This is a genomic window from Calothrix sp. NIES-2100 (assembly GCF_963875285.1).
GTDB lineage: Bacteria > Cyanobacteriota > Cyanobacteriia > Cyanobacteriales > Nostocaceae > Aulosira.
Genome location: NZ_CAWNLA010000001.1, coordinates 5311758 through 5336642 on the forward strand (window position 1 = coordinate 5311758; position 24885 = coordinate 5336642).

Genomic DNA, 24885 nt, shown 5'->3' on the forward strand with positions numbered 1-24885 from the left:
GTGAAATCCCTCAAGAAAGCATATGACTAATTATTTGGTGCATCTGTGCAAAAAGCTTTTCCGCCTCCTAATTCTGTAATGGGTATTAACGCGGTGGGATAGGCGACGGTGTCAAGTTAATCGTGTCATTGGGTTGCATGTAGTTAATGATTGTTGATGATGATTATTTCACCATCATTTAAGACTGATGCAGTGAATATATATAGGATGGATGGTTTTATGGCAGCCTTAAACTTAAGCAAAGTCAGATTTACCCACAAATCTGATGTGGTAAATCCAGGTAAGGAAATATACAATTCCCGATTTTCCTATGTAGATACATCAAAAGGTGATGATCAAATCATCGGTACTTCCAATGTAACTGGTGATTTCGCTTTAGGAGCTTATGTCAAAGCCGCAGGCAAAAACAGAAATGCGATCGCTTCTGCTGACTTGAATGGAGAAGCTAGTATTGCTACCTATGGGATTAAAAACGAAGGAGTTATCAATACAAACGATGGCAGCGATATAGTCAGAGGAAGGGCAACAGCTAACATCACCGCCACCGCAGAAACAGTATCTGTTGCCATAGCCACTGCTCAGAGAACAGATGCGACTGCTTTTGCCAGTGCTTTTGCTGACCTTAACGTCAAAGCTACTGCTGACGGCATTGATAACTCCTGGGGTGTGCTTTACACTGGTAAAGGCAGTGACAGCGTAAGTGGTGATACTGAAGGTTCTATCAGTGCGGTAGCCGTAGCGACTTTAGATGCCTCAGCCATCGTCGAGGCTATCTGCAAAGCTCCGGAGTCTGAAGGTCTGACAGCTTTTGCACAAGCAATGGCTATAAGTTTAGCAGAGGGAACCATTACTGCCACCGGCATTAAGAATTTTGGCGGTATAATTGCTACAGGTAAGGGTGACGATACTCTCACAGCTAGTGCCACTTCTAGTGCTGGTACATTTTCAGGTATTAATTTTTCGGCTTTCGCCAGTGCGACTCCCAATAATCAAGCGTTAGCTGAGGCTGTCGCCAATGCTAGTGCTAAGGCTACTGACAAAGCGATCGCCATCGACAACTCTAGAGGCTGGATTGATACCGGGACTGGAGATGATACCATAGAAGCGACTGCTAAGGCTATTGACAAAGCGATCGCTATTGAAAACTCTAGAGGCTGGATTAGTACTGGGTTTGGAAACGATAGCATTATTGCCAAGGCTACAGGCGCGGACACTTACGGTATTTATGGCGGTAATATTGATACAGGTAAGGGAAGCGATCGGATCGTTGCCTCGAGTTTCGGAGGTGGGATCAACATAAATTTGGGAGAAGATAACGACTTTATTCAAGGTTTCGGTAACGCTAGAGTTGATGGTGGTCAAGGTTGGGATACAATCAGCTTTGGCTCCTACAATCAAGACGACTTTCAGATCAGTTTAGGTGCTAATAACAATCGTGTGAGTTTTCAGCTAGATGGAATTAGCATGACCACCACTGGATTTGAGCAATTCAACTTTGCTAATGGCAGTTACAGCTTCGATCAATTAAAGCCGGCTTAATGTGTTACACCTATTTTGTACATAAAAAAGTTGGCGATTTTTAGTTACATAGCTCATGACGAATTACAAATTCTGTCATGAGTTTTAACAAATCATGTGCTAATAATCTATCAGCAGCATTTTTAATCACATCAAATGTAATACCTGACTTTTGGGCAATATCCAACAAAGTATGTTGACCATCGGAGAAATTCAAAACCCACAACATTGCCATTTCATGTAATCTTTTATCTTTGACTTCGTTATTGCCTTCATAAAGACCTCTTTTTCCCAACTGTGGCTCACATTTGGGATTTTGATTTAAGAAAACTTGATTATTATCAAGGATATGCAATATGGAAAGACATTGAGCAAATGATTCTGCTAGATATTGGGGGTGAATAAAATTTAAATCATCTGCTGATGTGTGATATTCGGGAAAACTACCATGAGGCGATCGCATTAAGCAACCTACAGCTAAATTAAATCCAGGTGAGCAATACTGGCGTTCATCATAGCCATAGGGAAAGAAATCGATAATTTCATATTCCTGAGGAGAATTTTTCAAAACATAAGCCGCAACTCGATCAATTTCCGTATTACCTCTACGGCTTTTTTTATAGGTAAATTTTCCCCCATCTCCTAAACAGGTGAGGACTAGCCCATGCTTAATATTGCTCACTTGAGCTTCATTTACAGCCAACCATGTAATTGAGCCGATAGTTCCCGGAATCCAGATAAATCGATAGGAGTATCTTGGGTTACTTTGACTTAAGTATTTAGCTATAAAAGTAGCGATCGCAATTCCCGAAAGATTATCATTGCACAGTGAAGGATGACAAGCATGGCAAGAAATTAAGACTTCATCTGTGCTTTCTCCAGGGATAAAATATTCACCATAGGTCAGATGACCCGGTTCTAATGAAGAATTAATATATACTTCATATTCTTCATCTTTTAGTTGTAAATACTGGTTATGGCTGAGGCAAAAGCCCCAAGCTTCTTTATAATATGAAGTGCGATAGGGAATCCAATCAGGATAATCTGGAAGCGTAAACAGATGTGATTTTAATTCTGCAAGAGACAGCTTTTGATGTACAGGTATACTGTAGTTCAGAACGTGCAGATTTGAATTAGCAAAATCTACAATTTTTTCACCTTGGGAGTTTTTAATATAAGCATCTTTAATATTCCATTCATTAGGAACTGTCCAATCAAAGACTTCAGTTCCCGTGGGTACTTCATGAATTGATAAAGGAATATATTGCTGAATAATTTTCAGGGTTTCTCGAAAGCCATTACCAGTAATACTACGACAGATCGGATATAGCTCAGCGATTAGCTGATAAATTTCCTGAGCAATGTCAGATGATGCGATATTATCAAGGATCATATCTTTGTTGCCAGATCAATGGAATTATAAGGGTTTTGCGAACGGTCTAATGTTAATATCAGTCACTTCAGCAGTACGAGGTAAGCTAAGAGCGTTAATCACTACATCAGCCACATCATCTGGTTGCATGAGACGTTCTGGGTGATAAGGTTTACCCTCTATTTCGTGAATTCTGGCTTGTAGAGGAGTAGCAGTCCGGCCAGGAAACACGTTAATAACCCGTATTTGCTCAACATTCACTTCTTCGCGGAGACTATCAGCGATCGCCTTGAGGGCGTGTTGGGTAGCAGCATATTGTCCCAAATTCGCCCTAGGACTGTTAATTACACTGGAGTTGATAAACAAAATTTGTCCGCTACTAGATAAAAGCATCGGGAGTAAAGTTTGTGTCAACAGATAAGGTGCACGAACATTAACCCGATAAAGCAAGTCTAACTCTTGAACAGAACTCGTTTGCAATGTCCCCATTGAGAACATACCTGCACTTTGGATAAGCAAGTCAATCTGCTCAAAATCTCGCTCCAGATTTGTTTTTAGTTTGCGGATATCTTCATCGATCGTCAAGTCGATTGCATAGCAAACAACTTTAGGGGAAGTTTCAAGAGCGATCGCGGCTACTGTTTGCAGGGTTTCCAAGTTGCGTCCTAGCAAACAAAGTTTTACACCTTGCGCAGCCAAACCTAAAGCGATCGCTCTCCCGATTCCACTACTAGCCCCTGTGAGAACTGCAACCTGACCGATTAAAGTTTCCATTTTGAGAGTACTATTCAATTCAGTATTGAAGTTGTATTGCTAATGAAATCCTTTGACACTAACCCATCAAGCTATGCTGTGCTTTTCCCAGCTTTACGTTACCCTAGGTGTGACAATTTTTGTCCGCTCAAATAAACTCCAAGTTTTATCTTTTTCCGATATTTCACTCACTCTTAGAGGCCATTCAATATCAAAAGCTGGGTCATCATAACGATATCCATCGGCATATTCTGGAGCATAGAAATCACCCATTTGATACATCACCTCTGTGTCATCGCTAAGAGTTTGAAAACCATGAGCAAATCTATCCGGGATATAAAGCGCCCGCCGATTGTCAGCAGTTAACTCTACACCAATGTGAGATAAATAAGTCGGAGATTCTGGGCGTAAATCAATAATCACATCATAAATTGCACCCTGGATGCAACGCACTAACTTTGTTTCCTGGGAAGGAGGCTTTTGATAATGCATCCCCCGCAATGTTCCTTTTTTATTATTAAAAGATAAATTGCATTGAGCGATTGTAGATTTTAATCCATAAGCTGCAAATTCATTGATGCAAAAAGTCCGAGCGAAAAAACCCCGTTCATCCTGGCGCAACTCTAAATCAATAATAAATGCCCCTTTTAGCTTAGTTTCAGTGAATAACATAAATTTCTAAATTCGATTAAAAAAACATTTTTCGGCAGTAAAAGGCTTCAGCGTAATTATTAGGTGAATTAGATTCTATTCCCCGAATTCTCAGGATTGAACGAAAAGTATCTTCTGTAAACCATTGCTTATGATTCTGGGTGAGAAATGAATCTAGAATATAGTTGATTTTTTGCCGACAAATTGTGTCATCTAAATGCACAAAGAAATTAGGAATCCCCAAGTCACCATCGTACTTGGGGATTTCATATTCCAGAATTAAATGATTTCTAAATGTGTTCCAAGTCAAATTGGAAATTAAACGATGATCTTGATGGCGATCGTCTCGGTGATGAGTCAAAATAATATCTGGGTCAAATTCCTGCTTCAACTCCTCAAAGCATTCTTTTACCTCTATTCCGTGGAAAGGTAAAAAGCCATCTCGAAAATTTTTAATGATGACTTTCTTTGTGTTTACCTCTTTTAAAAAAAGATTGGCGCTTGCAATTGCTTCCTGCTTTCTCTCCTCGTTGGAACTAAATACTACCCAATATACAATGACATTTTTGTAATTTTCAATCAGTTTTAAGACTGTCCCTCCACAGCCGATTTCAATATCATCGCAATGAGCGCCTAGACAGAGAATCTTATATTGCGATTCATCTGTCTTATTCAAGCTAAGCTTGATCATACATGAGATGCCTCTAGATTTTTATCTCTCCATACTTCCCAAGGTCTTACACCCTGAGCATACATATCATCCAACTGTTGCTTTTCTTTAAAGGTATCCATAACCCCAAAAAAGCCAGTATATTTATAAGCAATCAGTTCCTGTTGATTAATCAGTCTTTGAAAAGGTTCTAGAACAAGTTCTTCCCCATAATTAATATACTTGAAAATATCTTTTTTGAAGATAAAATATCCCCCATTAATCCAGATATCACGCTGCTTCACATCCTGGAGGTCTTGCACCAAACCATTATCATCTATATCTACTAAATGAAAACTTTGGCTTGGTCTCACACACAGAAAACTACCTATTTTATCACGCCGATAAAAATTATCAATGTATGTAGGTAAATGCAAATTTGTCAAGCCGTCACTGTAATTAGCGAGAAATACTTCTTCGCCATCAAGATATTCTTCAATTGCCTTAAACCTTTGTCCAATATTAGCAGTTAAACCAGTATCCACAAAAGTGATATTCCAATCTTGGATATCATGGTTAAACAGTTGAATTTTGCTGCCACTAGAAAGAGTAAAGTTATTAGAAAGCCATTCATTATAATTTAAGAAATAGCTTTTTATTAGATCAGCTTTATAACCCAAACACAAGATAAAATCCTTATGTCCATAATGGGCATAGTATTTCATCACATGCCATAAAATCGGTCTATATCCGATATTAACCATCGGCTTAGGAATGGATTCGGAATAATCTCTCATCCGCGTACCTAAACCACCACAAAATAGTACTACTTTCATTTTGCACCTCAGTTAATAGTCAATAGTCAATAGTCATTTGTTATTATCTCCCTCATCTCCCTTATCCCCCACATCCCTAGCCCCTATCCCCTATCCCCTAGTAAACATTAACTTCCGGAATAGGGACAACAAACTTACCGCCCCAATCGCGAATGTAAGAAATTTGTGTCATAATTTCATCCTTAAGATTCCAGGGTAAAATCAGCACATAATCAGGTTTAGTTTCTTGAATTTTGTCAGGATGAAAAATGGGAATGTGAGTCCCTGGTAAAAATTGACATTGTTTGTAGGGACTACGATCTACTGTATAGTCAATAAAATCTGTACGAATACCGCAGTAGTTTAACAAAGTATTTCCCTTACCAGGAGCGCCATAACCAACAATTGTTTTACCTTCACGCTTAACTTTGATCAAAAAATCTAATAACTTGCGTTTGGTTTCTTTAACTTTCTCACCAAAATCAAAATAATATTCTAATTTCGTAAAACCAGCGGCTTCTTCTCTAGCTTTCAGTTCTAAAACCTGCTGACTAATAGGTTTAGAATCGTCTTCTGTGTGACGGGCATAAATTCTTAAAGAACCGCCATGAGTAGATAATTCTTCGACATCAAATATAGTCAAACCGTGAGCAGCAAAAATTTTCTCTACCGTAGTGAAGGAAAAATAAGAGAAATGCTCGTGGTAAATAGTATCAAATTGATTTTCTTCTATTAACCTCATGAGATGAGGGAATTCCATCGTAATCACACCGTGCTGTTTCAGGATAATTTTCATCCCTTTAACGAAATCATTGAGGTACGGTGTATGAGCAAGGACATTATTTCCCAGTAATAAATCCGCCTGTTTTCCCTTAGCAACTTGTTCTTGGGCTGTCTCCTGTCCAAAAAATTTGACAACGGTGGGAATCCCTTTTTTAATCGCTACTTCAGCAACATTTGCAGCTGGTTCGATTCCCAAAGCCGGAATATCTTTGGCAACAAAGTATTGCAGTAAGTAACCATCATTACTCGCAATTTCTATGACTTGGCTTTCCTGATTTAGTTGGAAACGCTCAACTGCCATATCAACATATTTTTTGGCGTGTTGCAACCAGCTATCGGAGTAGGAAGAAAAATAAGCGTAGTCGCTAAAGATATTTTCCGGACTTATGTATTCTTGGAGTTGAACTAAAAAACAATTGTCGCAAACATAAACATGCAATGGATAAAAAGGCTCCATTTCATTTAGCTGTTTAATGTTGCGATAGCTTTCGCAAGGAGGAGACATACCTAAATCTACGAAGGTATGCTGTAATCCGTTCCCACAAAATAGACAATTACCAGTTGTGTGTTGAATATTCATGATTTAAATTTATTTTTTAAATACCGAATTTTAAACTTAAAGAGTACGCCAGAAGAAGCTTTGATCAATTTGCTGAGTGCGAATGAGATACTCAAGTTGTTTCAAGCGAGTAAAGGCTCTAAACTCAAATGTTTCTTTACTCATATCAATTTGCTTAAAGACATTATAAAGTTGTTGCGCACCCCGTTGAGCATTCCATTCACATTTGAATCCTGGCAAAGTTTGGTTAATTTTATCGAAAGAAACCCGATAGCTACGGTTATCAGGATCATGTTTGCCAAAGCTTAATTGACAACCTGTAAAAACATCTGCAACTATTTGGGCAATTTCTTTAACTTGATAGTTGCTATTTGTATCACCGACATTAAAAATTTGGTTGTGAATTACATCACGCGGAGCTTCTAAGGTACAGATAATTGCTTTACAAATATCCAGCAGATGTACTAAAGGCCGCCAAGGTGTACCATCACTGTTCATCTTAATTTCTTTAATTGTCCATGCCCAACCTGCGAGATTGTTTAAGACAATATCAAAGCGCATCCTGGGGGAGGCTCCATAAGCTGTCGCATTGCGCAAAAAGGTAGGAGAAAAGCTATCATCAGCTAAGAGTTTTACATCCTGTTCTACCAATGCTTTGCATTTAGCATAAGCTGTTTGGGGATTGATGTTAGACTCTTCGTTGACATAATCTTCAGTAGCAAAGCCATAAACACTGCATGAGGATGTGTAGACAAAGCGTCGTACTCCTGCTTCCTTAGCCAGTTTTGCTAAATGTACTGAGCCTTTATGATTAATATCGTAGGTAATATTGGGCGCTAATTGTCCTAGTGGATCGTTGGAGAGTTCTGCCATGTGAACTACTGCTTCTATTCCTTCGAGATCAGCAGCTTGTAGATTGCGAATGTCTTTGTTTAAAGTTTTGGCAGTTAGCTCTGTGCCGTTGTACAACCAGCCTACTTTATAAAAGCCCGTATCCACAGCAAGAACTTCATAACCTTGTTGCAGTAACAGGGGGGCTAATAATGAGCCGATATAACCTTCAGTTCCAGTGACAAGTACTTTCATATACGCAAATCCTAGGCTGTAATTGCAGGTTGTAGATGCTTTGGTTCAGTAGCAATAGTTAATGGCTGAATTTCTTGATGATTTACCAGCAATACTTTGGAGACAATTTCATCTCGCAAAGGGGCTGCTTCGTCTTGGGTTAACCAAAAGAAGAGCTTTGCTAATGATTGTGGAGAACGATCAATTTTGAGGATTTCTTGGAGCATCAGCAAAGCTCCAGCTAAATTACCCGCCTTGAGAGGAATTGCTGCATTTGCCAGACAATAATTAAAGTTATAGCTACGAGCTTGACGTGTAATCTCTGAACACAGGTCAGTAGGAAGATAACTCTCAGTAATTTCTATATTTTGGCGAATGTAAGCGGCAAGTTTCCCAGATACTAATTGACCATCTGTCATGTTGTTAGTATGCAAGCGGTAACATGCCAAACTTCCTGGCTCGTACAACCAATCATAAACAACAGCAATGCGCTTGTATAGTTCCCATTCAGGGGCGCAAACTAATTCAGGATGATAACCTCCTCTGTGTTCATAAGTTACCCGACGAATTACAACCGCAGGTACCTGCAACGGAAGTGTGATACCAATTATTTGCAGAAAATTCTGAAGTATGCCTTTGTGTTCTCCAAACAAGGAAACTGGTTCTCCTGGGTTAACTACTGTTCCTGTCTCATTGATGTATTCAAAACCTGTGAAAGCTGCTCCCACAGAATCTGGACAATCTTCGAGACTATGCTGGAGACGGGCGTAAAAATTTGGAAAAACACAATCGTCATCATGTAAAATATGAATCCATTCACCCCGACTAACGCTAACACCCACATTATGATTTGGTAGTGCGCCAACATTTTGCTGATTGCGGTAGTAGCGAATTACTCCTCCCCCCAAACTATTCACTAGATCAAATAAAGGTTTGGTACTGGCATTGTCCATCACCAGTATTTCCATTTGCTCTGCCCCAGGCCATTGCACCAGAACGCTAGCTAGACATTCGAGTAGATAATCAGTACGGTTATATACCGGAATCACGACAGACCAAAACGGTCGAGGTTGCTCAGGGTTGGTGACAGGTGGTATCCCTGGAAACTGATAAGCGCCTACAGTAACTTCGCAGTGGGGTATGGGTGGAGTAACAAGGATATCCTGAGGGCTGCCAGCTTCTTGATAAGCGGCTACTGCTTGGGCATAGTGAGGATTGAGTAACTTTAATCCTTGGCGATAAGCCGCGATCGCACCCGGAAAATCCTTCTGTTGTTGATAAACCCTGCCTAATTTGAGGTACAGTTCGCCATTATCAGGATTGAGTTCCACAGCTTTTTGATAATAAGCGGCAGCAATTTGCCAATCTCCGGCTGTTTCCCGTTCCATTGCCAATTGCTGATTCAATTGCTCGTAGTAGCTTTTTTGTTCTGCTAAAAGCTTCCCTTGGCTATGCAGTATGTTGCCTAAATTTACCTCGGCTTCTGTACAGTTAGGCTGAATTTCTAAGGCTTTTTGGTAGCAGCTAACTGCCTCATCTAGCTGCCCTTGTTGTTGGAAGGTGTAACCCAGGTTGTTGTAAATTGGAGCAGCATCTGGCTTGAGGGCGATCGCTTGTTGGTAAGCTACCACTGCTGCTGCTAATTTACCTTGAGCTTGCTGCAAATTCCCTAAACTAAACCAGGCGGGAAATAATTGCGGTTGCGCCGCCAATGCTGCATTGAGTAACTCCTCTGCTTGGAGTAGATTACCACGCTGTTGTGCTATTGTACCTAATCTATATAATGCCTCTGGATGATCGGGCTGTGTTTCCAAAACCTGATGGTATATCATCTCAGCCTGCTCTAAACGATTAGCTCGATGATTTTCAATAGCAAGTTGAAGGAGTTCAGAAGCGTTTACCATATTTAATTATCTGATTAATTAAGCAATTTTTTAACTAACTTTCAGTTGTTATCAAAATCAATTGGCAGTGAGATTAATTTATGAGCGATCGCATCCCTGAGGGGAGCCGCTTCATCACAGGTTAACCAAATAAATGACTGTGCCACTGCTTCAGGCGAGGAATCTACAATCAAGGCTTCTTGGAGTTTTACAGCAGCAGCATTAACATTGCCAATTTTTAGTAAATGTGTGGCTTGTGCTAGGAAATTTTGCCAGTAAAAACTTCGTGATTTAGCAGTAATATTTGCAGCATCTTCTACAGGCAGATAGCTTTCGGAGATTTCAATTGCCCGACTGATATCTTTTCCTTGATTTCCTGCTAATGAAAGTTCGGTAGTGGCATTTTGAGAATGCTCGCGGTAGCGTGCTAAAACTTCCGGCTCACACCACCAATCATCAGTAGCCGCAATGCGTTTGTAGAGTTCCCAGTCAGGAGTATATTTCAACTCAGGATGATAAACACCAAGCCTTTCATGGGTGGCGCGCCGAATAACCACCGCAGGCATATTTAATGGGTTACCTATCCCAATCCCCTCTATCCAATTTGGCGCTATGCCTCTATACTCTCCATATAGTTTTTGAGTGAAAATTACTTGACCGCGATCGTTAATATTTTCGTAACCTGTAAAAGCTGCACCCACCGAGTCTGGACAATTTTCTAAACTCTGCTGTAATCGTTCATAAAATCCAGGCAGAATCAAATCATCATCGTGAAGCAAGTGAATCCACTGTCCCCGACTCAAAGCAACTCCAGCATTCCAATTACCTGGTAAGCCAAGATTTTGCTGGTTGTGGTAGTAGCGTACTATTCCACCCCCAATTGAATTGACTAACTCAGCCAGAGATGAGGAACTAGAATCATCCATGACGATGATTTCCATGTTCTCTGCCCCCTGCCATTGTCGCAGTACACTGGCAAGACATTCAAGCAGATAGCTTTTACGGTTATATACAGTAACTACAACAGTCCAAAACGGTCGATTTTCTGCACTGGCTAACACTGGTGAAATTGCGGGAAATCGATTTTTGCCAACAATCACTTCTTCAAAGGTAATCGGCGGGGTAGCTTGTTCTAACTGGGTGTAAGTACTATCATCAACCGCCACTGCTTTTGCATAGTGGGGATTAACTAAGCTTAACCCTTGCCGATATGCACCCACCGCCTTTGGGAATTGGTTTTGCTTTTGATAAATGCTACCTAGGTTAAAGTAAACTTCTCCATAGTTGGGGTTGATTTGTTGGACTCTTTCGTAACAAGCGATCGCCTCTTCTAATGTCCCTTGTTCTTGCAGCACTACTCCCAAGTTATAATGAGCTTCTAGTAAATCGGGTTGTAGTGCGATCGCTTGTCTGTAGTAGGTAACAGCATTCTGCAAATCTCCGGCTTTTTTATGAGCAACACCCAACTTGTTATTTAATTTTGCATAGTGAAGTTTTTGCTCGCTAGAAAGCTTACCTTGGGCGTGCAGTGTATTCCCCAAATTCGCTTCGGCTTCGCTAAAATCTGGTTTTAATTCGAGAGCTTTTTGATAGTAGTTAATTGCTTCGTCAAATAGTCCTTGTTGTTGCAGCGCATAGCCCAAGTTGTTGCAAATTGGTATTGAATCCCGTCGGAGAGCTAAAGCTTGATGGTATGCTGTTACTGCTTGTGAAAACTGCTGTTGAGCTAAACGCAAATTACCTAAACTGAACCAAGCCTTAACAAAGTCAGGCTGCACCTGCACAACAGTATTCCAGAACTTTTCTGCCGACTCTAACTCACCTTTTTGCTGTGCTAGTACACCTAATCTGTATAATGCTTCTGGATGGTTTGGTTCTTCTACTAACACCTGATGGTAACTTTGTTCAGCTTCGATTAATTGATTAGCTTGATGATACTTAATAGCAACTTGAAGAGTTGAGGAAGAAGAAATCGTCACCATATAAATTTCTCTAATAATTTGTAATAGCTAAACCCATAAAAAGCCAGGGCTGTCTTCAAATCAGCTGCTTATTTTGGAGTCACACCCAACTTTTTATTTATTGATGCATAACTAATATAGTTACTTTGTAAATTTTTTTACCTTCGGTTTTTTATAAATATCTACTACTACTATTAGCTAAATAAATTCCATTTGTATAGTCAAATTGGCTAGAAATCAAAATTTTCTAGCCAATTTGGCTGAGATTTTAATTGCTGCACTCAGTCTGAATTATAAATTATAAAATCTTAGTAAATCTTAAAAATTGCCGCCAAGTCGATGTAGAGTATGAGAATTACCTGATGTGGACAGAGTGGTATCCAAATTTACTTGATATTTAAAGCAGTTGGGATAAATTTCCCAAGGTTTTTGACAACAAGCGATCGCCTCTTCTAACTAGCTTTGTTCTGGGAGTACAACACCCTGTTAAAATAATTCGTAATTCGTAATTCGTAATTTTTAATGTAGGGGCACCTTCACCGATATCCTTGTTGAGTACCGACGATCCAAATAAACCCGCCCCTATAGACAGGCGTATCGCCTGACTCAAACAAATTCACGTATAGAGTCAGGGGAATTAAACCCAAAAATTACGAATTAGTAATTCGTTAAAATTGACTACTCTTCAACTAGCCCATTCACCGATCAACAGTAGCTGTTGATATCGATGGAGCGGTGTTTTTTCGTCGTCTAAATCAGCATTTAGGGCGATCGCTTCGCTGCGATCGGCAACAAAAGTCTGTCAATCACCTATTGCCAACAAAACAGTGATGATTGCCTGTCGCTCAAATTTCTTCTATTGAAATCGAACTAAAACCGGATTGTGAACAACTACTAGAAGTAGAGCTTGAGTAACTAATCGAACTTGAATTTACGTAAATACTTGCATTTCCCTCAGAGGAAATACTGACAGAAATGCTCTGACTGACCTCACTTTGATCGTCGCCAGATGCCTTGACAAAACTTTTAACCTCGGCTATAGTCTTTCCATCAGGTGAGACTATCCGTTTATTTACAACTCGATAGCGATTCACGATCGTCCTACCTACTTGTTGTTTATTTGGATAAGATAAGCAAATCAGAGGAAGGATAAGTCAGGGGATAATGCGCGTTACAATTATCACCTGAATTGATCTGGCTCTGATGGCTCGCAACAACAAAATAAAAGTTTTTTCTGAGATTTGTTAACTTTGGGCAATTAATTTTTTAATTGCCCATGTTCATTATATAGCATAATTGGTGATTAACGATCATATTTTTGACTGTGTAATTCATAAAAATATCTCATCTATTGATAGATAGTAATTTGATTTTTTATGGTTTTAAATAGATAAATGCCAAAGTTATGGCTAATAACTAGCAAATTTTCTTGTCCAGATTTAAGCGATGGTTTTTTAGTTTTTGAAGCGATACAAAATCTGTCTTTGCCTTGGAAACTTTCCCATTAGTAAAGTAACCTGAATTCAAAGATTTATGTATTAACCTGACCCCCAATCCCCAGTATTAAAAATTCTTCCGGATCTTCCCCTCAACCCCGCCACTGCAAATGAGGGGTAGTGAAAATCGTAATTTTTCTGATTCTTCCCTCTCCTTGTAGGAGAGGGGGATTAGGTGGGTGAGGTTTTTGTAATACAAGTTAAAGTATTGCGCCTGCTTTTGTTTCCTCTAACTTCTGCTGACTTTCATCAATATCTTCTAAAATCCTGTGAACTTCCCTATGGTTGGGATTCAGTTCTAGCGCTTGTTGAAAATAAACTTTGGCAGTTTGTAAATCACCTGCCTTTTTTCGACTAAGACCTAATTTATAATTTAATTCTGCATAATGAGCTTGTTGGTCTTGTGAGAGTTTACCTTGGGTATAAAGCGCATTACCTAAATTTACATCCGCTTCAACGCAGTTGGGCTGTATTTGTAAAGCTTTTTCATAGCAATTTATCGCTTCTTCCCATTTGCCTTGTTGTTGCAAAGCATAACCCAGGTTGTTGTAAATTGAAACCGCATCTGGTCGCAGAGCAATGGCTTTTCTGTAAGCGTGTTCAGCTTTTGGTAACTGTCCCTGTAGTTGACACAGATTTCCTAAAGTAAACCAAATTTTGACAGAATCAGGTTGAACTTGTGAAGCTGTACTGAGGAATTTCTCAGCTGCTTGCAATTCTCCCCTTTGCTGTGCAATTACACCTAGACCATATAAAGCATCAGGATGGTCTGGCTGGATTGACAAAACCTGACGGTAAGCTTGTTCGGCTGGTTCTAAGTGATTTTCTCGATGTTCTTGGATTGCTAGTCGCAGGGTTTCCGCAACGCTATTTATAGCAGATATCCTGGGTTTGCCGACAGCATTCAGCAAAAATTCCTCTAAGGCTCGAATTGGCTCCAAGTCGCCATATAATTTATGCTTGTTCTGGGAAATTAACTCGGATATGTAGTGACGATATTCAGAATCTCTCCCTAGACGGATGGCAAATTGTACATATTCCTCCTTGCTAGAAGCAATTGTTTCCTCGATACCCATCATCTTCAAGATTGCCAGAGTATGTCGTCCCCTCATCAATTCCCCTGGTAGAGTGATAACGGGAACGTTATAGGCAATACATTCCAAGGTAGAATTACATCCAGACCAACCGATGCTATCCAGAAAGACATCTGCTATGGCAGCTGTGCCAGCAAACCTTCTGCTACTCATGCCCGGTAAAAATATACAGTAGTCTTGATAATTCAGCCCAAATTCCTGAAAAATTTGCTGTAAACGCTGACGAAATACTTCAGTAATATATTCACTCTCATCATGTTGGATAAATACAAACTTACAATTGCTTAACTCTTTAGCAATTTTGGGAAAAACGTCATCATGTTGAGGTAAATATTTAAATAAGGATTGGCAACACCATAACATAATTTCATTATCGGCAATGCCAATATCTTTTTTGCTCACAGCCTCATATTCAGTTGCTAGAGGCGTGTAATGAATAGATAGATTTGGTAATCTGACTAATTTTTCTGTATAGTGTTCTTGAGCATTTTCTGGTTCCATTAATTCACTGCTCAAGTAATAATCAATGGTTGGTAAACCACTGGTTTGAGGATGTCCCCAAGAAGTGATTTGAATAGGAGCTAGCTTTAAACAACCTAGTCTTACTGTCATATGATCCATCCCAAATTCCGGGAAAATCAGGATGTGTAAATTGTCTTTGTAAATTAGCTCAGCCCATTCTTCAAATGACAGTGACCCTTGAGTAAATTTGTCAAATTCTTTTGCGGCTCTTGTAGTGTTATGATCTCGCTTGGAGTTAGTGTGATATGCAAATAATTCAAATTCACTCCTATCCAAGTTTTCGATCCAACCCTTGATGGGAATTTTCCAATTAGAATGACTGTAAAAAAATTTGGAAACTAAACCAATACGAACTTTTTGATTTGGCTTTAAATCTGGCAGAGGAATAGCTTGACTCCATTGGGGATAACAATTCGACGTAATATGAACAAGCATTTCCCCATAAGTTTTCTGCAAAGTCCGGTCATTTAAGCATTGATAAGCCAGATAAAAAGGCTGTAGTGAACCTACTGTATCTACAGATTTTTCTAACTCTTGTTTGTCAGCTATTTGATAATTTTGAGCTAATTCTTCTAGGTAATTTTGATAGTTATTTCGCTGAGTATTTATTTCTGTATAACTGGAGTAAATAATTGGCAATTGAGCAATGAGAAGTCCAAATTTTGCTCTAGATAAATCAGGTTGAAACTTTAAGGCTTGCTGATATGCTTCTATAGCAGCCTCTAGGTCACCTAAGTCATAATATGTATTTCCTAAGTTCCAATAAGCATATACAAAATCAGGCATAATTTTTAATGCCTGTTGGAAGCATTTTTTAGCTGACTCTAAGTCGCGTTGACCCGTCAATGCACAGCCCAAGTTATGATGAGCCTCAGCATAGTCAGGTCTGATTTTTAATGACTGTTGGAAAGATGCTGCTGCTGCTTCTAGCTTACCTTCTTTTAGAAATATATTCCCTAAATTGAAATGTTCTTCAGCATTCAAATTGGTGTCTGTTACAGGAGAATTCGATTGCAAAGATAGAGCCTCTGATGACATAACAACCTCATAAATCTGCACTAGATTTAATCCACTCGAACACTATTAAGTGGATTAGTAAGGACACAGTTTAGAGATGTTAATAAACAAACACAAACTTTGAATAATTTCGTGTCCTTACAAGGACTTCATTTAATTCACATTATTAAATCTTCTTTAGGCGATCGCGGTCAATACGGTTCAGTTATGACTAAAACTCTTTGTCGAAGTTAATTTTTTAACTTTGACGCTACCCGAAGCTGCTGCTCAAAGGGTAGCGCAGAGGCGCAGAGTCCATAAGAGAAAAGGAAGAAATCCTTAAGTGATGATTTGTATCGAGAGTTGATTAGGAGCGACTCCCTGCACAAACCCAATTAAGTCTAAACCACCAGCCGCAGTAGGCGATGCAGCAGAAATAAACGTATCAGCACCATTATAACCAAATGAATACGTCGCCGCGCCACTTAACTGGATAATATCCTTACCAACCTCGTAGTCAAAAATAAACGCATAGTCTGCGTCCTCCCCACCTAGATAAAACGTCCCACCAGCATTACCCAGAACGAATGTATCGGCAGCGTTATCGGGGGACAAGCCTACTATATTACCATCGTTGAGAACACCACTACCAACCAAGATATCAAACCCACCCGTCGGAGCAGCAGCGGAAGCTCCCACTATGGTGTCACTCCCCGCTCCTCCAAATAACTGGTCATCACCATCACCGCCAGTAAGGCTGTCATTGCCGCTATCCCCATAGAGGACGTCATTACCTACAGTGGCATCGAGTAGATCATTGCCTGCACCCCCATCCAAGTAATCATCGCCTAGACCGCCAAAAAGTTTGTCATCGCCGTTATCCCCAAAGAGTCTATCATCCCCAAAACCCCCTACCATGAAGTCATTACCATCGCCCCCACGGAGGGTATCATTACCGAAATCTCCGGTGAGGTTGTCATTGCCTTTACCCCCAGAGATGCTGTCATTGCCGTCACCCCCTAAAATGTTATCATTACCACCTCCACCTATGATGGTGTCATTTCCACTAAGACCTAAGATACTATAGTTAACAGTAATACTGTCTCCCCCTGGTACAGTGATTTTATCGTTGCCATTGGTTCCTAATTTAGAAGGCATATTTTTTGTCTCCTATAGTCTTAAAATTACAATTTTTTTGACACTGGTTATATTTGTGTGAAAACCGCTATATTTCGTTTACACAAGCATTTCCACCCAGCCTAATTACATTGGCTTTCAAGTAATGCCTGTTGAAGATTTTTTCACATTGCAAAAATGTCACTCATCTATAGTTTTATGTGTTCAGAACTATAGAAAAGTGACTTATGTTTTTACCAACTTTTTGTTTACCTAAATTATCTATTGCTGAAAGATTCTTAAAAAGCTCCCAGCAATTTTTATCAAATTTTGAAAAGTTGGCGATTAAGTTTCTATTTCGACCATGTCGAACTAGAAACTTACTTTCCGCTGTAAGCAGTAGAGTTAACTAAAGCGTTAGCAGCACCAGCTGTGGTTTGAGTAACAAATACGATTTGAGCAATGTTCTTTTGTCCACCAGAAGCATCAGCAGAACCAGATACTTCAGCCAAGTTACCAGCTAAACCACCGGTGTTCACAGCAAAGCTCTTGTAGGTGGTTTCGACAATGGTTTGCTTAACGTTTTTGTTGAGGTTAAAGGCTACGTTGGTAGCGAATCCGTCGCCACCAATTACTTCTTCAGATGCATCTTCAAAGTAGTTTAGGTCGTTGATAATCATTGCTTTTCTCCTGAGATTTGTTTGTATCAACTCTGTTTGAGTTGTTGATATCAATATAGCTAAGTCAATTCTGCTTGTATAGCCAAATTGGCTGGATTTTAGAATTTCCTAGCCAATTTGGCTGATTAATTCAGTTAGAGTCAAAAACCGAAAATTGTTCAGGGGTGATTGAGCAACAAAACCCAACATTTTCGGGACTTTGTTGGGGTTCACTACGTCCAAATACCACCTTGGTCAAGTCGAGAAACTTGCTCATGGAAGTGGCTCTCTAACCTACAATGATCCTTAACACCAAGCGTATTGGGTAATAATCGGAAATAAAAACACACCCAGTTTTATGTTTTCAACTGGGTGTTATTTCTTAAAAGCGTTATATCAATTGTATGTATATTGACAGAATAAAAGCAGAGGGCAGGAGGCAGGTATACTGCTATCTATGAATTAGGCTATAAAAAAGTTACTTACATGTTATTACCAACCTTTCTTTAACTAAATAATTAATTGGTGAAAGCTTTTAAAAGCTTTCACCAATTTTTATCAAATTTTGAAAAGTTGGCGATTTAAGTTCCAATTTCGACCATGTCGAACTACCGGAAACTTACTTTCCGCTGTAAGAAGTAGAGTTAACTAAAGCGTTAGCTGAATTGGCTGTGGTTTGAGTAACAAATACGATTTGAGCGATGTTCTTTTGTCCGCCAGAAGCATCAGCAGAACCAGATACTTCAGCCAAGTTACCAGCTAAACCGCCTGTGTTCACAGCAAAGCTCTTGTAGGTGGTTTCGACAATGGTTTGCTTAACGTTTTTGTTGAGGTTAAAGGCTACGTTGGTAGCGAATCCGTCGCCACCAATTACTTCTTCAGATGCATCTTCAAAGTAGTTTAGGTCGTTAATAATCATTGCTTTTCTCCTGGTTTTGTTTGTATCAACTCTGTTTGAGTTGTTCATATAAATATAGCTAAGTAAATTCTGCTTGTATAGCCAATTTGGCTGGATTTTAGAATTTTCTAGCCAATTTGGCTGCTTAATTCATTTAGAGTCAAAAACTGGAAATTGTGCAAGAGGGATTAATGATTGAAACCCTACATTTTCGGGACTTTGTTGAGTTTTTACACGCTGAAACCAACATACAGTTATCCTAATCATATTGGGTAATAATTTGAAATGAAAACACACCCAGTTTTATGTTTTCAACTAGGTGTTGTTTTTCCCTGGCGTTATATCAATAATATGTATATAGCAATCCTCAATAATTTGCGAACAACACAAACCCCGACTTCTTAAAGAAATCGGATATCTGAGGTTCTCAGTACTGCTATATGTATGTATATTGACGCTTAATAAGGCGTGGATAATTAAAACAAATATCTGAGTTTTAATTCGTAATTACAAATTCCCCGCAACAGTATCAGTTTTCTAGGCTTAAATATTAAGCGTGTAGCTATCAACAAACTCTAAAAATTACTAAATGTAATCGGGAGAATTTGCTTTAATTCGTGGCTGGATAATTTTATTTAGATGCATAAGCAAGCGCTTGCGAAGAAGCAACAGCTATATAAGGAACTTTTTTTAAAGGTGATGTTATCACTTGCGATCCAGCTCGTGCATAAGTGGTTTTACCTTCGGCTGAGGCAAAACCACTACCATTTGAAAAGGCACTGAATCGCGATGCTTCACTTAAACTCGAAGATGATGAGACTGCTGAAACACCACCGCTTAAGATGATGCTGTTTTCCGCAGTTATAGAGGCTAAATATTCTAAATCAGCAATTTTCATGCTTTTAAATTCTCCAATTAATGGTTGTAACAATATTAGACAATTGTAAATTTTAATAATTTTATTTAGAATATAAATTTATCTATCCTAAATAAAAAGCATCTATCTTTTGATAGATTTTTACCCGGGAAAGGAAAAATGATTATGCAGAATGTAAATTATCAAGATTTAATTAAAAAAATCTTTAGAAACCTGTGTTTTTTCTTTTGAATTAAACCCGAGAAAATTTTAACTAATTTCATTAGAGATGAGGAGCCAATTTGGCTTCATTTTTATAGATAAATATCTCAGTCCTCAGCAAAATGCCCACAGTAAAGGCGAATGGTGAATTGTAAAGAGTTGGTAAAGTTAATTACAACCACAAATAGGGGTAGCATCAGCCGTAAACATCCCTTTCTGGAAAAGTTTTCATCCAAGTACAGTGGGCGCGTCAATAAACCACCCATTAACAATTTCTGAAACAACAAGCGAAAATTTAACAGGACTTACGCACAACACAACGAAAGTAGCGTTTATAAGTAGGTAGACACAATTATTTAGAAGACGCATTTCGACTTCTCCCAAGGGGAGACGCTACGCGAACGCTCAATGCTCGATAGCTTGACAAGAAGAGGGTTGAGAGGAGTCGAAACCCGGTAATGCGTTCGTTAGGTTTAATTTAGTCCCCTTAGGGAAGGCGAAGCCCAAGGGGAATAGGAACCTCTTCAAGGGAAAGAGTTTTGCTACCCAGATATAAGGGCTTCGCCCAACGCAGTACGCATATACATGAATGAAAGCTACGCAAAAATCAGGTTTTTGGTCACATTTTGCGTAAGTTCTACCTAATTAGGAATTACGTAGATGCAGGTATAGCCTGAGCAGCTTCTTTTAGGCTAGTGCGGAGGCTGACAGGGTATTAAGAATTACCTACTCCTCGCAAAGGTATTAGTACCTTGGGTTTTAATATTGATGATGCAACTGCGAGAAGTTTACTAATACCTTTAACCGCAGATGGAGTAACTAACGGTATCGCCTTAGCCCAATTTAAACGCCAATTCCCGATCGCTGTACCAATTCCTGGGCTGGAGCTAGCAGTCTTGCCTGTATTATAGTTACTCAAACTCATAGCACTTACAGAAATACTACGGTTCTGGTTCAGACTAGCAGTGACATTGAGATCGCCACCCCCGATAACAGTGTCATCGTCAGAAATAGGCTCTAAATGGTCTAAATCGTAAATCTTCATGCTCATTAAATTCTCCAATTTATGCATTGTTGAGCATCTATATGAATTCTGACTTTAATATTTATAAATTCAGGAACTACCTAGTTGGTTCAAAAAATGATGGTAGAGGCACCAAACTATCGCTGCAAGGTAATTAAAAAATTAGACAATATTCAGCTAACTGGATGTTTATTTTTTTCCGGCTCTTATGCAGCAAGCTTGATGACAAACTTGCTAGTTAAAAAAGCAGATTCAAGCCTACTTATTTTTCTTTTTAAGTAAAAAATTTACGCCATATTTAAGGAAAATTTCCAGTTTTAAATTTTGATATGGTTTGTCAACATTTCGCGATTTTACTTTTATCTAAGTTCATCAAACCTTTAAGAGTCTACCTAATTTAATCGAAAAATTAAAGCCATTTTGGCTAATTTTTGGAAAAAATAGCAGGTGCATCAATCAAGCGCTAATTAACCGCTTATTTACAATATCTGATAATATATGTGACAATATAAGAATTAAGAATTAAGAATTATACGTTAGCGTTAATATTACATAGCAGTGGAAATCAAGCTACTAGCTAAAATTGGTAAAAAACTCCGATTTGTGGGTGGAGTTTTTGTCAGCGATCGCGGTAAAGCACTATGCTAAACCCCGAAAACACAGACGCGCAGCGCAGTGCAGTAAAACGTGTGTACCATAAGTATTCTTTCTCTTGACTTTTGCCTTATTGCACTAATAGTCCATCACATTAATTATTATGGATACGTAGTTCGCAGGGGAGGGTGCTGAAAATAAGCACTCAAGTCCTGACTACAAAATTATTTACTTAAGTGTTCTGATTTGCGATCGCCTACTAGCGATCGCCCCACTAAGCTACTTTTTTATACTGTATACCAACTTGGATTACGGTCTACTTTGTCTTAATAAACACTACTTATGATGAGTAGATTGTAACTAGTGTCAGTTGATAAAGTGTCACTCACCACATTCCTGAAATTGTTCTAGAAGATATATCCTTAGTTAGTGCAAGGAGTGATACCACTTCACGACATGTTTGTTACAAGTAATTCTCGTAATGCTCCTCCTACAAGGATTGTTGCGGATTTCAGATGTTGCATCAAACAAGTGGATTGGTATAAAGTTATACGGAGGAGCGCTTGGGTGAGCAAAACTCTCAAGCGCTTTTTCGTGTATAAATAAAAAAATTTTCCTCTTAGTGGTAATGAGTAAGTTTTTAAAAGCACATAGCTGGGAAGGGTCTAATTGTAGACTGGGTACTAGGGACTAGGGGGATGAGGGGGACAAGGGAGACAAGGAGGACAAGGGAGACAAGGGAGACAAATATTCAATACCCGATGCCCAATGCCCAATGCCCAATGCCCAATGCCCATTTTATGATTTCATTTCGCCGAACTTAGGACTCCACCAGCCTTTTTGGGTATGAAAGTAAGCTACATCTTTGTGTTTCTTATCTTGACGAGACTGGGGATTGGAACACCGCAGCATGGTTTTACGCTGTCCATCTTTGGTGTAGCTGTATTCTTCCAAAAACTTTTTACACACCGGACAGGGGTATGAGGTGATTTTCGCTGTCGATTTTTCATCCTTGGTGTCTTTGGTGCGAGGTGCTTCCCAAGCTTTGTGAAATTCGTTCCAAAATAGGACAATGTTTTCACAGCCACTATGACATTTAAGGAAGTACTTCTTTTTAACTTTAGTGCTAGGAATTTTGGCGAGAAAATTATTGCACTGCGGACAACGAGTTCTGGAAGTTTCAAATTTGCGATCAGCGACAGCAGCAGTTTTCACCCCATTGCTTGAATTCACAGCTACAGTTTTGGCTTTAGCTAAGGCTGGTGCAAAGTAATTTTGATTCCAACTTGTGAGGTATTGCTGCCAAGGTTGTTTTCCGGAGGCGATCGCATCTAAAGCATCTTCCATTTTGGCGGTAAATTCTGCCTCTAGTAAATCTGGTAAGGCTTTTTGTAAAAAAACGTCAACTTCTAACCCTAGAGTTGTCGGCTGGATACTTTCTTTTGTTAACTGGATGTAACCCCGTTTTTTCAAAGTAGCAATGGTGGGAGAATAGGTACTAGGACGACCAATGCCTTTACGCTCCATCAGTTGCACTAATTTTGGTTCGCTGTAACGCGGTGGTGGCTGGGTTTGTTTTTTCTCGTGACCTGCATCTGCTAAAGTTAGCATTTGTCCTTGTTGCAAGGCAGGTAACATAGTATCTTTGCCAAGATTAGGCCAGTAGCGCGCATAACCTAAAAATTCGACTACTTGTCCTCTAGCTTGCCAGATGATTTCACCAGATTGAGTGATAACCTTCGTTTTCCGGAGTTGGGCTGGGCGACATTGAGAAGCGATCGCTCTTTTCCAAATTAAAACATACAAGTTAAATTCATCGTTCGGCAATTCCACTCGTAACTGCGCCGAAGGACGAAACACATCTGTAGGACGAATCGCTTCATGGGCTTCTTGCGCAGTTTTATGGCTGCGATGTCTAGTTGTACGTTGGGGTACGTTCTGCGGATCGTTTGCTTCTAACCACTTACGCGCACTTTCACAAAACTCAGGACTTAGCATCACTGAGTCTGTCCGCATATATGTAATTAACCCCGCTTCATAAAGCTTTTGGGCTACCTGCATGGTTTTCTCAGGGGGAAATCGTAACCGAGAACCAGCCGCTTGTTGGAGAGTGGAGGTGATAAAAGGTGGCGGTGGTTGGCGGTTGCTGACTTTTCCTTCATATTGCACAACTTGGTGGGGATGGCGTTTCGCTTCTTCCACTAGGCGTGTGGCTTCGGCTTCGGAAAGCACCCGCGTCGATTCTGGTGCTGTTTGATTATTAATTGTCGTATCATCATGTACCTCGGTTTCCTGCTTCGCCGCTTCCTGAGTTGCATTCGCCATCCCGTGATAAAAAGCCCGGAATCCCTCAGCATAGTCTACCCAGACACTCCAGTAATCTTGGGGGACAAAGGTTTGAATTTCGCGTTCTCTCTGACAAATTAGGTGTAATGTGGCACTCTGGACTCTGCCGACACTCTTAGCACCATTATTTAAAGCCCATACTAAAGGACTGCCCTTATAGCCTACCAGCTTGTCTAAGCAATCTCGACACAAACCTGCACCGACTAAATTCAGGTCAAGTTTTCGCGGATGAGCGATCGCACTGCGCACAGCTGATGCGGTAATTTCTGTATAGACTACTCGCTTGACTTCCCTTAAACCTAGCACTTCTTGGAGATGCCAAGCGATCGTTTCCCCCTCTCTATCTGGATCGGTGGCTAAGACAACTTCAGTTACCTGTTTAGCTACAGTCTTCAATTGCTGGATAGTTTCTTTTGACCGTTCGTCACGGGGGACATAATTGCAGCGCACTTTACCATCATCCATACTAAATCCCAGCGCATCTTCTCCTTGATCGCTGAGTTCGCGAATGTGACCGCAACTCGCACGCACAATCCACTCTGTACCCAGAATTTCACTGAGTTTTTTGACTTTTCCCGGCGATTCAACTACTAGAAGGCGTTTAGGCATAGCACCTGCTGTTTAGATGCTGTAACAGATACAACTTTTTATCATATCTTGAGTATAAATGTACTATATAAAGAATGCGACAGTACGAATAATTTCTTGGTATTTCCCATCAATGGCTGAGAAGTCGGAGAGCTAAATTCAGCTGATTTCTCAAAAATTCGCCCCTAAATATGCAATATTTTTTAATTTTTCCTTCCCTCAGACTGTCGATATTTAATGCGCGGTATAGAGCGATCGCCCAACTGCAAAACCATCCTTTCATAGTCTTGCCAGTCTCCCAACAGTTTCAACACAGCCCCAGGTGGCAACTCAATTTTTTCTGATGTAATTACAGTGTCCATAGTTAAGTCAACAATAGCTATCTAAATTATGGGCACAAGGCAGACAAGAGAGACAAGGAGACACGAGAAAGAGGAGAAATAACTAATGACTAATGACTAATGA

18 protein-coding genes are annotated in these 24885 nt (G+C 39.7%); 1 reads left to right on the top strand and 17 read right to left on the bottom strand.

What is annotated here, in order from left to right; translation table 11 throughout:
* Positions 1–156: 156 nt before the first annotated feature.
* Positions 157–1539 (top strand): hypothetical protein, encoded by a 1383-nt coding sequence (locus AACU32_RS21810; protein WP_339378156.1) that lies wholly within the window; start codon positions 157–159, stop codon positions 1537–1539.
* Between the two features lie 40 nt (positions 1540–1579).
* Here AACU32_RS21810 and AACU32_RS21815 read toward each other — a convergent pair whose 3' ends face one another.
* The 17 genes from AACU32_RS21815 to AACU32_RS21895 all read right to left on the bottom strand — a co-directional run bounded on the left by AACU32_RS21815 (position 1580) and on the right by AACU32_RS21895 (position 24782).
* On the bottom strand, positions 1580–2911 hold the full coding sequence (locus tag AACU32_RS21815; protein WP_096603189.1) for a DUF4910 domain-containing protein: 1332 nt from the start codon (positions 2909–2911) through the stop codon (positions 1580–1582).
* Positions 2912–2935: 24 nt separating this feature from the next.
* Positions 2936–3664 carry an SDR family oxidoreductase gene (locus tag AACU32_RS21820; protein ID WP_096603191.1) on the bottom strand — a complete coding sequence of 243 codons (729 nt, stop codon included), beginning with the start codon at positions 3662–3664 and terminating at the stop codon, positions 2936–2938.
* A gap of 93 nt (positions 3665–3757) precedes the next feature.
* A complete protein-coding gene (gene rfbC / locus AACU32_RS21825) occupies positions 3758–4315 on the bottom strand; it encodes a dTDP-4-dehydrorhamnose 3,5-epimerase (protein ID WP_096603192.1) in 558 nt (185 codons plus the stop codon).
* Between the two features lie 16 nt (positions 4316–4331).
* A complete protein-coding gene (locus AACU32_RS21830; protein ID WP_096603194.1) occupies positions 4332–4985 on the bottom strand; it encodes a PIG-L deacetylase family protein in 654 nt (217 codons plus the stop codon).
* Positions 4982–5779 (bottom strand): sugar phosphate nucleotidyltransferase, encoded by a 798-nt coding sequence (locus AACU32_RS21835; RefSeq protein WP_096603195.1) that lies wholly within the window; start codon positions 5777–5779, stop codon positions 4982–4984. Before AACU32_RS21835 ends, AACU32_RS21830 begins: the two co-directional genes overlap by 4 nt.
* Before the next feature lie 97 nt (positions 5780–5876).
* On the bottom strand, positions 5877–7121 hold the full coding sequence (locus tag AACU32_RS21840; protein WP_096603197.1) for a class I SAM-dependent methyltransferase: 1245 nt from the start codon (positions 7119–7121) through the stop codon (positions 5877–5879).
* Between the two features lie 36 nt (positions 7122–7157).
* Positions 7158–8186, bottom strand: coding sequence for an NAD-dependent epimerase/dehydratase family protein (locus AACU32_RS21845; protein ID WP_096603198.1), 1029 nt, complete (start codon positions 8184–8186; stop codon positions 7158–7160).
* Positions 8187–8197: 11 nt separating this feature from the next.
* On the bottom strand, positions 8198–10069 hold the full coding sequence (locus tag AACU32_RS21850; RefSeq protein ID WP_096603200.1) for a glycosyltransferase family A protein: 1872 nt from the start codon (positions 10067–10069) through the stop codon (positions 8198–8200).
* A gap of 41 nt (positions 10070–10110) precedes the next feature.
* Entirely contained in the window at positions 10111–12030 is a 1920-nt protein-coding gene (locus AACU32_RS21855) for a tetratricopeptide repeat protein (RefSeq protein WP_096603201.1), read from the bottom strand.
* 1675 nt (positions 12031–13705) lie between these two features.
* Entirely contained in the window at positions 13706–16159 is a 2454-nt protein-coding gene (locus tag AACU32_RS21860) for a tetratricopeptide repeat protein (RefSeq protein WP_096603204.1), read from the bottom strand.
* A 297-nt stretch (positions 16160–16456) separates the two neighbouring features.
* Entirely contained in the window at positions 16457–17275 is an 819-nt protein-coding gene (locus tag AACU32_RS21865; RefSeq protein WP_096603206.1) for a calcium-binding protein, read from the bottom strand.
* A 338-nt stretch (positions 17276–17613) separates the two neighbouring features.
* A complete protein-coding gene (locus AACU32_RS21870; RefSeq protein ID WP_096603207.1) occupies positions 17614–17913 on the bottom strand; it encodes a hypothetical protein in 300 nt (99 codons plus the stop codon).
* A 598-nt stretch (positions 17914–18511) separates the two neighbouring features.
* The gene (locus AACU32_RS21875; protein ID WP_096603209.1) at positions 18512–18811 is read right to left on the bottom strand and encodes a hypothetical protein; all 300 of its coding nucleotides are present in this window, start codon (positions 18809–18811) and stop codon (positions 18512–18514) included.
* A gap of 610 nt (positions 18812–19421) precedes the next feature.
* Positions 19422–19688, bottom strand: coding sequence for a hypothetical protein (locus AACU32_RS21880; protein ID WP_096603210.1), 267 nt, complete (start codon positions 19686–19688; stop codon positions 19422–19424).
* Positions 19689–20583: 895 nt separating this feature from the next.
* Positions 20584–20919, bottom strand: a complete 336-nt coding sequence (locus AACU32_RS21885; RefSeq protein WP_339378157.1) for a hypothetical protein — start codon at positions 20917–20919, stop codon at positions 20584–20586.
* 1365 nt (positions 20920–22284) lie between these two features.
* Positions 22285–24441, bottom strand: coding sequence for a type I DNA topoisomerase (gene topA / locus AACU32_RS21890; protein WP_096603213.1), 2157 nt, complete (start codon positions 24439–24441; stop codon positions 22285–22287).
* 182 nt (positions 24442–24623) lie between these two features.
* Positions 24624–24782: a hypothetical protein gene (locus AACU32_RS21895; protein ID WP_339378158.1), complete on the bottom strand. Its 159-nt coding sequence runs from the start codon at positions 24780–24782 to the stop codon at positions 24624–24626.
* Between the last annotated feature and the right edge of the window lie 103 nt (positions 24783–24885).

Bases quoted from the DNA above. Each gene is read 5' to 3' on its own strand.
- AACU32_RS21810 (WP_339378156.1), top strand. From the start codon at position 157: ATGATGATTATTTCACCATCATTTAAGACTGATGCAGTGAATATATAT.
- AACU32_RS21815 (WP_096603189.1), bottom strand. From the start codon at position 2,911: ATGATCCTTGATAATATCGCATCATCTGACATTGCTCAGGAAATTTAT.
- AACU32_RS21820 (WP_096603191.1), bottom strand. From the start codon at position 3,664: ATGGAAACTTTAATCGGTCAGGTTGCAGTTCTCACAGGGGCTAGTAGT.
- rfbC (WP_096603192.1), bottom strand. From the start codon at position 4,315: ATGTTATTCACTGAAACTAAGCTAAAAGGGGCATTTATTATTGATTTA.
- AACU32_RS21830 (WP_096603194.1), bottom strand. From the start codon at position 4,985: ATGATCAAGCTTAGCTTGAATAAGACAGATGAATCGCAATATAAGATT.
- AACU32_RS21835 (WP_096603195.1), bottom strand. From the start codon at position 5,779: ATGAAAGTAGTACTATTTTGTGGTGGTTTAGGTACGCGGATGAGAGAT.
- AACU32_RS21840 (WP_096603197.1), bottom strand. From the start codon at position 7,121: ATGAATATTCAACACACAACTGGTAATTGTCTATTTTGTGGGAACGGA.
- AACU32_RS21845 (WP_096603198.1), bottom strand. From the start codon at position 8,186: ATGAAAGTACTTGTCACTGGAACTGAAGGTTATATCGGCTCATTATTA.
- AACU32_RS21850 (WP_096603200.1), bottom strand. From the start codon at position 10,069: ATGGTAAACGCTTCTGAACTCCTTCAACTTGCTATTGAAAATCATCGA.
- AACU32_RS21855 (WP_096603201.1), bottom strand. From the start codon at position 12,030: ATGGTGACGATTTCTTCTTCCTCAACTCTTCAAGTTGCTATTAAGTAT.
- AACU32_RS21860 (WP_096603204.1), bottom strand. From the start codon at position 16,159: ATGTCATCAGAGGCTCTATCTTTGCAATCGAATTCTCCTGTAACAGAC.
- AACU32_RS21865 (WP_096603206.1), bottom strand. From the start codon at position 17,275: ATGCCTTCTAAATTAGGAACCAATGGCAACGATAAAATCACTGTACCA.
- AACU32_RS21870 (WP_096603207.1), bottom strand. From the start codon at position 17,913: ATGATTATCAACGACCTAAACTACTTTGAAGATGCATCTGAAGAAGTA.
- AACU32_RS21875 (WP_096603209.1), bottom strand. From the start codon at position 18,811: ATGATTATTAACGACCTAAACTACTTTGAAGATGCATCTGAAGAAGTA.
- AACU32_RS21880 (WP_096603210.1), bottom strand. From the start codon at position 19,688: ATGAAAATTGCTGATTTAGAATATTTAGCCTCTATAACTGCGGAAAAC.
- AACU32_RS21885 (WP_339378157.1), bottom strand. From the start codon at position 20,919: ATGAGCATGAAGATTTACGATTTAGACCATTTAGAGCCTATTTCTGAC.
- topA (WP_096603213.1), bottom strand. From the start codon at position 24,441: ATGCCTAAACGCCTTCTAGTAGTTGAATCGCCGGGAAAAGTCAAAAAA.
- AACU32_RS21895 (WP_339378158.1), bottom strand. From the start codon at position 24,782: ATGGACACTGTAATTACATCAGAAAAAATTGAGTTGCCACCTGGGGCT.